Origin of the sequence: Collinsella sp. AM13-34 (assembly GCF_003473055.1) — a bacterium.
Lineage (GTDB): Bacteria > Actinomycetota > Coriobacteriia > Coriobacteriales > Coriobacteriaceae > Collinsella.
Genome location: NZ_QRLE01000024.1, coordinates 17,957 through 27,506 on the forward strand (window position 1 = coordinate 17,957; position 9,550 = coordinate 27,506).

Annotated in this window: 6 protein-coding genes; 4 read left to right on the forward strand and 2 right to left on the reverse strand. The window is 60.8% G+C overall.

The features are described from left to right. Nucleotides 1-85: 85 nt before the first annotated feature. Together DW151_RS09070 and DW151_RS09075 are read left to right on the forward strand one after the other, a co-directional pair. Entirely contained in the window at nt 86-1,051 is a 966-nt protein-coding gene (locus tag DW151_RS09070) for a D-alanine--D-alanine ligase (RefSeq protein WP_118335479.1), read from the forward strand. After that, nucleotides 1,045-3,939 (forward strand): helicase C-terminal domain-containing protein, encoded by a 2,895-nt coding sequence (locus DW151_RS09075; protein ID WP_118335481.1) that lies wholly within the window; start codon nt 1,045-1,047, stop codon nt 3,937-3,939. The genes DW151_RS09070 and DW151_RS09075 overlap by 7 nt, the downstream gene beginning before the upstream one ends. On the opposite strand, the gene DW151_RS09080 is transcribed toward DW151_RS09075, so the two are convergent. Both DW151_RS09080 and DW151_RS09085 read right to left on the reverse strand, forming a co-directional pair. Then, nucleotides 3,936-4,853, reverse strand: coding sequence for a YafY family protein (locus tag DW151_RS09080; RefSeq protein WP_117646138.1), 918 nt, complete (start codon nt 4,851-4,853; stop codon nt 3,936-3,938). The genes DW151_RS09075 and DW151_RS09080 overlap by 4 nt on opposite strands. Continuing rightward, the gene (locus tag DW151_RS09085; RefSeq protein WP_117646137.1) at nt 4,840-5,862 is read right to left on the reverse strand and encodes a YafY family protein; all 1,023 of its coding nucleotides are present in this window, start codon (nt 5,860-5,862) and stop codon (nt 4,840-4,842) included. The genes DW151_RS09080 and DW151_RS09085 overlap by 14 nt, the downstream gene beginning before the upstream one ends. Nucleotides 5,863-6,060: 198 nt before the next feature. Here DW151_RS09085 and DW151_RS09090 point away from each other — a divergent pair, with 198 nt between their 5' ends. Together DW151_RS09090 and DW151_RS09095 are read left to right on the forward strand one after the other, a co-directional pair. Then, nucleotides 6,061-9,258 (forward strand): hypothetical protein, encoded by a 3,198-nt coding sequence (locus DW151_RS09090; protein ID WP_118335483.1) that lies wholly within the window; start codon nt 6,061-6,063, stop codon nt 9,256-9,258. Nucleotides 9,259-9,279: 21 nt separating this feature from the next. Further along, nucleotides 9,280-9,498 (forward strand): hypothetical protein, encoded by a 219-nt coding sequence (locus DW151_RS09095; RefSeq protein ID WP_022094153.1) that lies wholly within the window; start codon nt 9,280-9,282, stop codon nt 9,496-9,498. The last annotated feature ends 52 nt before the right edge of the window (nt 9,499-9,550 follow it).

Consider the following 9,550-nt stretch of genomic DNA (forward strand, 5'->3'; position numbering starts at 1 on the left):
GGAAGCCTTTCGATTTTGGGGAAACGTAGAGGGTATCGCTACAATATGGTATCAGCTGCAGAAATTATAGAGGAGGAGTCTGCCCATGCCGGGTAAAAGCCTAGAGAACATGCACGTAGCGGTCTTGGCGGGCGGTCATTCCGCCGAGCGCGAGATCTCGCTCGATTCGGGAAAGAACGTTGTGGTGGCGCTGAAGGAAGCCGGCTACACCTCGGTGGAGCTGCTTGACACGGCCGCTGATGACTTTATGGTAACCATGGCGACCGGCGGATTCGATGTGGCATTTATCGCCATGCACGGCGCCGGCGGTGAGGATGGCGCCATGCAGGGTGCCATGGAGACCCTGGGTATCCCCTACACGGCCTCGGGCGTGCTTGCCAGCGCCTGCGGTGCCGACAAGGAGGTCTCTAAGCTCCTGTACGCCAAGGCGGGCATTCCCATTGCCCCCGGCCTCGCGCTCGAGGTGGGCGATAAAGTCGATATCGATCATATCGTCGAGGTTTGTGGCGAGCGTTGCTTTGTGAAGCCGGCCGTCAACGGTTCCAGCTATGGCATTTCCCTGGTCCATGAGCCCTCCGAGCTGCCCGCGGCAATCGCCAAGGCGTTTGAGTATGGCGACAAAGTGCTGGTCGAGAAGTGCATCGAGGGTACCGAGATCACCGTCGGCGTATACGGCGAAGATGACGTGCGCGCCCTGCCGATTGTCGAGATTCGTAAGCCCGAGGACTGCGAGTTCTACGATCTGGACGTGAAGTATGTCGACCCTACGGATATCCATCGCATTCCGGCGCAGATTTCAACCGAGAATTACGCTCGCGCTCAGGAACTTGCCTGTGCCGCTCACAAGGCCCTCGGTTGCCTGGGTATCTCGCGCAGCGACTTTATTGTGAGCGAGGACGGCCCCGTTATCCTCGAGACCAATACCATTCCCGGCATGACCGATACGTCGCTGTATCCGGATGAGATCCGCCACACCGACGACATGACGTTCCCGCAGGTCTGTGACAGCCTGATCCGTATGGGCCTTCGTCGAGCGGGCATTGCATGCTAATCGAGGACGCGGTTTCGTCAGGAACGCCGCAGTTTGTCATCGACTCCTATGCCACGCTTGCCGACCGCGCCAAAACGCAGTCCTTCGGCCTTATCGAGGAAGATGTGATTATCCTCGATACCGAGACCACGGGTCTTTCGGTGCAGGACAACGAGCTGATCGAGATCTCGGCGGCCCGTCTTTCGGGCCGCGAGGTCATCGACCGCTTCGATACCTTCGTGCATCCCAGGCAGCTGATTCCCGCCGAGATTACCGAGCTCACGAGCATTACAAATGCCGATGTTGCAGATGCCCCGTCGGCGGTTGAGGCCGTCGCCGCTCTCGCCGATTTTGTCGGTGGCTGCCCGGTGATCGCACACAACGCCACGTTCGACCGCTCGTTTATCGAGTCGGTCAAAGGCGGCGTCAACGTGAGCGATATTTGGATCGATTCGCTGGCGCTGTCGCGCATCGCGCTTCCGCGCTTGGCCTCGCACAAGCTGTCTTTTATGGCCGATCTGTTTGGCTGTGACTCGGTGTCACACCGTGCCAATGCCGACGTCGACGCCCTGTGTGGCGTATGGCGCGTGTTGCTCGTGGCGCTCACCGACTTGCCCCAGGGCCTCATGGCGCGCCTAGCCGACATGCATCCGGACGTGCCTTGGTCCTATCGCCCTATCTTCTCGTTCTTGGCAGGGCAGAACCCTGGTTCTATCTTCTCTCTCAGCGCCGCTCGTGCTGACGTTCTCAAGGCCGATCGCGCCGACGATCGGGTGGACGCCGATGAACTGCCGGTACTCAAGATGCCGAGTCATGAGGAGATTGAGGCAGACTATGCGCCAGGTGGCCTGGTCAATCGCATGTATCCCACCTACGAGCCGCGTGATGAGCAGATCGCGATGGCGCTCGAGGTCCGCGATGCGCTGGTCACGGGCACTCATCGAGTAATTGAGGCAGGCACAGGCGTCGGCAAATCGATGGCCTATCTGGTGCCTTTTGCCGAGGCAGCACGCCGTAACAACATCACGGTTGGTATTGCGACCAAATCGAACAATCTTGCCGACCAGCTCATGTACCATGAGCTGCCAAAACTTGCCGAGCAACTGAACGGTGGTCTGTCGTTTTGCGCTCTCAAGGGGTATGACCACTATCCGTGTCTGCGCAAGCTTGAGCGCATGAGCCGCGGCCAGGTCGAGATTACCACCAAGCGCGATCCGGCGGATACGCTCACGGCGGTCGCGGTCATTATGGCGTACGTCTGCCAATCGGCCGATGGCGACCTCGACTCGCTCGGCATTCGGTGGCGCAGCGTCAACCGCCCCGACTTTACGACGGCCTCGCGCGAGTGTGCTCGCCGCCTCTGCCCGTTTTTCCCTGATAAATGTTTGGTCCACGGCGCTCGCCGTCGTGCGGCGCATGCCGATGTGGTGGTCACCAACCATTCCCTGCTGTTCCGCAATGTCGCGGCCGAGGGCAGGATTTTACCTCCGATTCGTCATTGGGTAATCGACGAGGCCCATTCCATCGAGCGCGAGGCGCGCCGCCAGTGGGCGCGCGTGGTGTCGGCGGACGAATCACGCGTCCTGTTCGAGCGCCTGGGTGGCTCGAGCACCGGCGCACTAAGCCAGGTTTCCCGTGATTTGGCAACCTCCGAGGGCTCTACGCTCTATCTGGGCCTTACTGCCAAGGCGACGTCGACGGTTGCCCGCGCGAGCATGGCAATCGCCGACGTGTTCGATGGCGTTCGCGAGCTCGGCCGCCGTGCGCGTGGGGGTTATGACAATGCCAATCTATGGATTGGCCCCGAGCTGCGCGAATCAGACGACTGGCATGATTTCTTACAGTCGGCCTACACTGGCATCGACGCATTGGAACAAGCTGACAAGAGCGTCGACGCGCTGGTGCAAGCCGTCGCCGCCGACAAGCCCGAGGTTGTTGTCGACCTGGGTGATATCTCGCGCCGCCTGCACGAGCTGGCCGAGAACCTCAAACTCATCATTGATGGCACCGATGAACACTACGTGTATTCGCTGCAGGTCAATCGCAGACTTCGTGCCGGCGGAGAGTCGATGACCGCAGAGCGCATCGACATTGGCGAGGCCTTGGCAACCGAGTGGCTACCCGAGGTTCACACGGCTATCTTTGCCTCGGCGACCATGACGGTGTCCAAAAGCTTTGAGCACTTTAACCATGCGGTCGGCCTTGATCGCATCGGTGCTTCAACGTCGTCATCGCTGCACTTGGATTCGAGCTACGACTTCGATTCGAACATGGCTGTAGTCGTTGCGGGCGATATCCCCGATCCGCGCGATCGTGAGAGCTATCTTACGGCGCTCGAGCGCGTACTGGTCGACGCCCATCTTGCCATGGGCGGATCGGTGCTCACGTTGTTCACCAATCGGCGCGACATGGAGGACCTATACGCCCGCGTTGAGCCCAAGATGGCCCGTGCGGGTCTGGAGCTCAACTGCCAGCAGCGCAACTCATCTCCTCGTCGCCTGCGCGACCGGTTTATCAACGAACCGACCTCGTCGCTTTTTGCGCTCAAGGCCTTCTGGGAGGGGTTTGATGCCAGCGGCGAGACGCTGCGCTGCGTCATCATTCCCAAGTTGCCGTTCTCAAGCCCCACGGACCCGCTCTCGTGCGAGCGCAACCTGCGCGAAGACCGCGCATGGGCGCGCTATTCGCTGCCCGAGGCGGTGCTCGAGGTTAAGCAGGCCGCGGGGCGTTTGATTCGCTCGTCGACCGATAGCGGTGTGCTGATCTTGGCGGATCCTCGCCTGGTGACGAGGGGCTATGGCAAGAAGTTCTTAACGTCGCTGCCCACGAGCTCCTACCAGCGCATCGAATCGGCGCAGATCGGGCACTATCTACAGCTGTGGCGTGCACGCCACGAGCGGCGGCGCTAAAGCGGACAGACGAGGGTTTTTGCCATATCGCACAGACGCTTTGACAGGGCGGGGTCATCCAAGATGCGGATGGCTCCGCCCGCTGCGATTATCTGGCTCAGCAGCCAACGCTCGGAGCCGTAATGCACGGTTACCGTTGCCATGTCTGTCCCGCTGCGCTCGATGAGGGTGATGCCGGCCCAGTCCAGATGCTCCGCCATATCGAATGGCATCAAGAGCTTTGCGCTACGCTGCGTCCGGGCAAGGGAATCGTGGAGGGATGCAACGTCCGGTACGTGAGGCACGACGGAGTCTTCCGTCAAGGCGAGTCCCTCGATTTTATCCATGCGATAGGTGCGCTGCTCATCGACCGCGATGTCCCAGGCAATCAGGTATGTTTGGTCGCCGTTTGCCGTAATGCGCAAGGGGTCGACCAGACGCTCGCGTGGCCGTGCATCGTCCATCGAGCGATACGAGATGCGGCAGCGAACGCCGTCCTGAATGGCGCAGCTCAGCTGCTGCCAGTGCGACCCGTGGCTGACGGTGTCAGAGACGCGCTGGTTATAGCCGAGCTCTTCGGGTAGAAGAGCGTGTCGAATTCGAGCCGCCGCCTGGGGCTCGATCCCCAACGATTCAAGTTCGTGGTTGAGCACAGCGCCCTCGGCGGCACTCAGACGCAGCGGTAGCACACGCCCAGCGTCACCGGTGAGGACCACACGCTCGCCGTGGCATTCGCAGATGATGCGCGCACCCGATTCTCGGTCCGCGAGCGTCGAGACGATCTCGAGAATCTCGTCGAGCGACACTCCTGTGATGTCAAAGCGACTGCAAATCTCAGTTCGTGTCATGCCGCTCTCGCCGGCGGCGTAGAGGGCCTCAATGATGTCGATGGCGCGCGAGAGTCTCTGCTCGCTGGTGAGTTTACGCACGGGCATACTCGTGCACCGTCCTTTCAATGAGGTGGTTCCACGCCTGCTTGAGCGATTTGGGGGCCATGGGCCTCATGCCGTCCATAGCGTGGGCCATGCAAAATGAGGCGGCGGCTTCAAGGTCGCGCACGTCAACGGTCCAGGTCCATCCCGCATCGGTGTGTGCGAGCTCACCTCGCCCGCGCGTGAGGCCGTTGATCATATCGATCTGCGCCTGCGGGGCGAACGAGAACGTGGCTGCAACGGGCGGTCGGTCGGCAAAATCGAATTCAAAGAACAGGTAGTCGTTGAGGTTGAAGTCCGCAGGGATGGTGTAGGCCTTCGAAGGACGCCAAGCGCGAACGATACGGTCGCAGCGGAATGTCCTGATGTCGTCGGTGGCATTGTCGAGGCCGCAGAAGTACGCCACGCCCTCGCGCTCGAACATGCCGTAGACGCAGACGGTACGCTCTTTTTGCCCACCGCGTCCGTTCTGATATAAAAATCGCAGCGCGCATCGCTCGGCAAAGGCGCTCCATACCGCATCGACGGTGGGAGAGCGGCGGATCGGTGCTTCGTCCACCGCAGATATGCCGGTGAGGTAGGCAATTTTGGAGCGAATGTCGGCAAGCGGCGCGGCAAAGGTGGAAGAGCCGGCCGCTATTGTCTGGTCGATAGCGTTGAGCAGGATATCGGCGTCGTCTGCGGTGATGAGGCCGCCTGCCGCAAACGTGTGCTCGCGGTCGATTGTCCACGAGCTTTCCTCGGTCTCCTGCGCACCGGCGGGGCGAACCTCCTTGATTAAGATGCCACGCTCGAGCAGTTTGTCACGATCGCGCCGAAACTTGCGCTTATCCGAGTCGATGTTGCCCGAGCCATATCCCAGGTCAGAATCCAAGACGATCTGCTCGGTCGTCAGCGGTTCGGGGGAGCTGTTGAGCACAAAGAAAAGATTGAGGATGCGCTGGGCCGTTTTATCGAAACTGGGCTCCGAATTCCCCTTTTTAATTGTCGCGGTCGCGTCGCTTGCCGTCATAGAGTCCTCGCATGAGAAGGTGGTTTGCTGCCATGATTTTAGTCCGATATGGAGATTAGGCTATATCCTTGTCCGCTCGGGGCGTTAAGATGGCCCGAATTCGGTCGTTTGCGCTCGCTCGGGGTATACTTTCGACTATATACGGTTCTAATGTGCATGCATTGGGCCTATTTGTCGGATTATGGATGTGGAGCGCACATGGCGAACACCCAGAACTATATTAACCACCTGCTGCAGAACACCGGCATCACGCCGGCATGCAGCGAAGAAGAGCGCTTGGCTGCCGAGGATATCGCTCAGATCTTCCGCAACCACGGCTTTGATCCCGAGGTTCAGGAGTTCAATGCCCCGGCGCCCAGCAGGTTGGCATTTGCCGTTACCGGTATTCTTGCGTTTGCCGGCGCCCTGCTGATGGGCATCGGCGGCGGCATCGGCTTGGTCGGCACCTTGCTGGCCATTGTCGGCGCCGTTCTTTACGTGCTCGAGCGCACGGGCCACCCCGTGGTTTCACGCCTGGGCAAGACGGGCGTGAGCCAAAATGTCATCGCCTACCACAAGGCCTCGGGCCCGCTCGCGTCTCCGCGCAACCGCCCGGTGGTCGTTGTCGCACACTACGACTCTCCCCGTGCCGAGCTGCTCGCCCGCGAGCCCTATGCTTCGTATCGTGCGCTCATCGCCAAGCTGTTGCCCGTTGCCACGGTTGCCCCTGCTGCCGTTGCCATCTTGCGTATCCTGCCGCTCCCCGGCGCGCTCAAGGTTCTGCTGTGGATTGTCGCGATCCTCGCTTCCCTCGTTGCGCTCGCCAACGCGGCAAACATCATTTCTAACCGTTTTGTGCTTCCCTATACGTCCGGCGCAGTGTGCAACAAGTCTTCTGTCGCCGCTATGCTCGGCGTTATGGACAACGTTGCTCCCTTCCAGGGCGAAAACGAGTTTCCCGACGATGTTCCGTTCGATACCTATTTTGGGGAGCAGAAGCGTCGTGCCGAGGAGATGGCGCGCGCAGCAGCGGAGTATGCCGCGGCCCAACAGCAAAACGACTACGGCAACACCATCGAGTATGAAGAGCCTACCTACGCCGAGGACGAGTTCGGTCAGCCGATTGCTCCCGACGCTCAGACCGAGCCCGAACAGGGCGAGGCTTTCGACGAGCAGATCGAGGGCGTTGAGGGTGCGTCTGCCGACGAGACGCTGATTGGCGCCATCGTGCCCGAGGATCAGAATCAGGCTGTCCAGGCCGAAGAATTCAATGACGAGGTTTCCGCTGCCGAGCCGGCGGAGGAGCCTGTCGCGGCCGAGCCCGAGCCCAAGCTCTATCGCAATGCCGCCGGCAACATCCGCTTTGGTTCGGATGCCATCCGTGCGCTCGGGATGCTTCCCGAGTCCTGCACGCTCGATTACGAGGAGGGCGAGGAGCCGACGTTTGAGCCCGAGCCTGCCCCCGTCGTGACTGCACCTGCGCCCGCCGTCACCGTGGATGATGAGTCTGCCGCGGTTACCGCTGCCGTTGCCGAGCCCGAGGCGGTGTCCGCGATCGATCCCGCGGCAGGACTGGACATTTTGGCCCCCGCCGCGCCGGCGCAAGACGTTGCGGACGAGCCTGACGACGATTACGTTGAACAGCCGAGGCGCGTGTCTTACGAGAGCGATACTGATTTTTCGGCCGAGATTCCCGCGGCAACGCCCCATGCCGATATTGCATCCGCGTTCTCTTCGATTGGCGCCAGTGCTTCCAACTTCTTTAAGGGTGCGCTTGCAAAGGGCAAGAAATTTGTCGACGATTTCGAGGAGAAGCGCGCTGCCGCACGCGAGGCTGCCGAGCAGGAGGCTATCGCTCAGCAGCAGGCAGCCGAGGCGGCACGTGAGCGCGCGGCGCAAGAGCTCGAGCAGAACGAGGCTATGCAGTCCGTGCCCGTCGACGCTGCCGAAGCTACAACGTCCTTTGAGTCCCAGCAACCGGCGTCCACGGATGTTGTTGAGGCGACGACGTCTTTCGAGGCTCAGCAGCACGTCGATAGCACCATGTCGTTTGATGCCGCGCAGTTCGATTCCACGATAACGTTTGAAAAGCAAGGCACCGCGATTGCCGAGCCCCTTCCTGTTTCCGATGAGCAGGGCGACGCGGCAGACGATGACGAGCCCATTGATGCTGCCGAAATTCAGGATGCTGCCGAGGACGAGTCCGTCGAGGTCAACTCTGACGAAGAGCAATACGCGGCAGCCGATCAAGGTGATTCGGCCGAGGTCGAGCAGGAGGAGGTGCCTGCGGTTTCCGAGACTCCCGAGACGGATGAGTCGAGGCCTTACTCCACGCAGATTTTCACCATGCCGACCCCGAGTGGTTCCGGTGCCACGGTTGCCAATGTCGCTCCCACCCAGGACGAAACGGTCGATTCCCTTATGGCCCAGATTTCCTCCCAAGCATCGCCGCGTCCGCAGATGAATGTTCCCGATCCGGCGTCGGCACCGTCGCCTGCACCCTCCTCGTCTCCGCTGGCTTCGGTCCCCGATCCGTCGCTGCCGTCGATGAAGCAGACAAACGTTGCGTCTCGCACGTCGCTGTTCGACCTTCCCGATCCCTCCGCACAGGTCAACGACCCCTTTGCTACCGCCCAGGGTCCCGAACCCACATCGGCACCCGTTGCGCCTCCTATGCCCGTTGCGTCGGGCGCACAGCCGATCGAGACCATTTCGGCTCCCGCCCCTGCGGCACCCAAGTCTCGCAAGCGCGGCCTGGGCGGCCTGTTCGGTCGTAAAAAGAAAAACGAACAGGACAGCATGAGTGACTGGCTGGGCGTCGAAGACGATTACGATGCCAAGAAGTCCGGTCGCGGCATCGGTTCGTGGGATAATTTCGAGGACGATAACGATGGCTGGAAGGGCGGCGCTACGTCTTCCGACGGCGCTTCTTCCGAAGATATGCTCTCGGCTGTTGCCTCTATGGGTGACGATGAGCTGCTCGGTCACGATATCTGGTTTGTGGCAACGGGCGCCTCGGATTGTGATGGCGCCGGTGTGAAGGCCTTCTTGGCTTCGCATCGCGATAAGCTCCGCGGCGTATTCTTCATCAATCTTGAATCCGTCGGCGCCGGTAGGCTTTCGGTGGTGACGGTTGAGGGCGAACAGCAGCTGCTCAAGGGCGATCGCCGCATCATGAACCTGGTCAGCAAGGTGTGCAAGTCGTTCCATGTCGATTGTGGCGCGCTCGAGATGCCCTATGCCAAGACCGATGCCTATGCCGCGCTCGAGGCGAGCCGCCGAGCCCTCACCATCGCCGGCGTGGACGGCACGCGCCTGGCTTGTGCTCGTACCGAGGACGACCTGCCCCACAATGTCAACCCGACGAACATTGCCACGGTATCCGAGGTCGTGACCGAGGTTATCCGCCGTTCGTAGACGGAGCTCTAAGGAGTCAACGTGTTTTCGTATATTAAGCGCCATTGGCCTGTCTACGTGATTTTGACCTTGATTGCCATTGCGTTGGGGTTTGGAGCCGCCTATATCGTGGGCGCGAAGGGCTCGACCCCCGCCTCCGCAATCAGCGAAGAGGTGGAGCAAGAACAGAGCACGGGTGCCGATGGGATTCCTGAGTCCGAGCAAGCAATCGTTGATGGTGGATCTTCGTCTGCAGAGTAGATACAGCGATTTAAATGATTGAAAGCGGGCGAGCCGGGGGACTGGCTCCCCC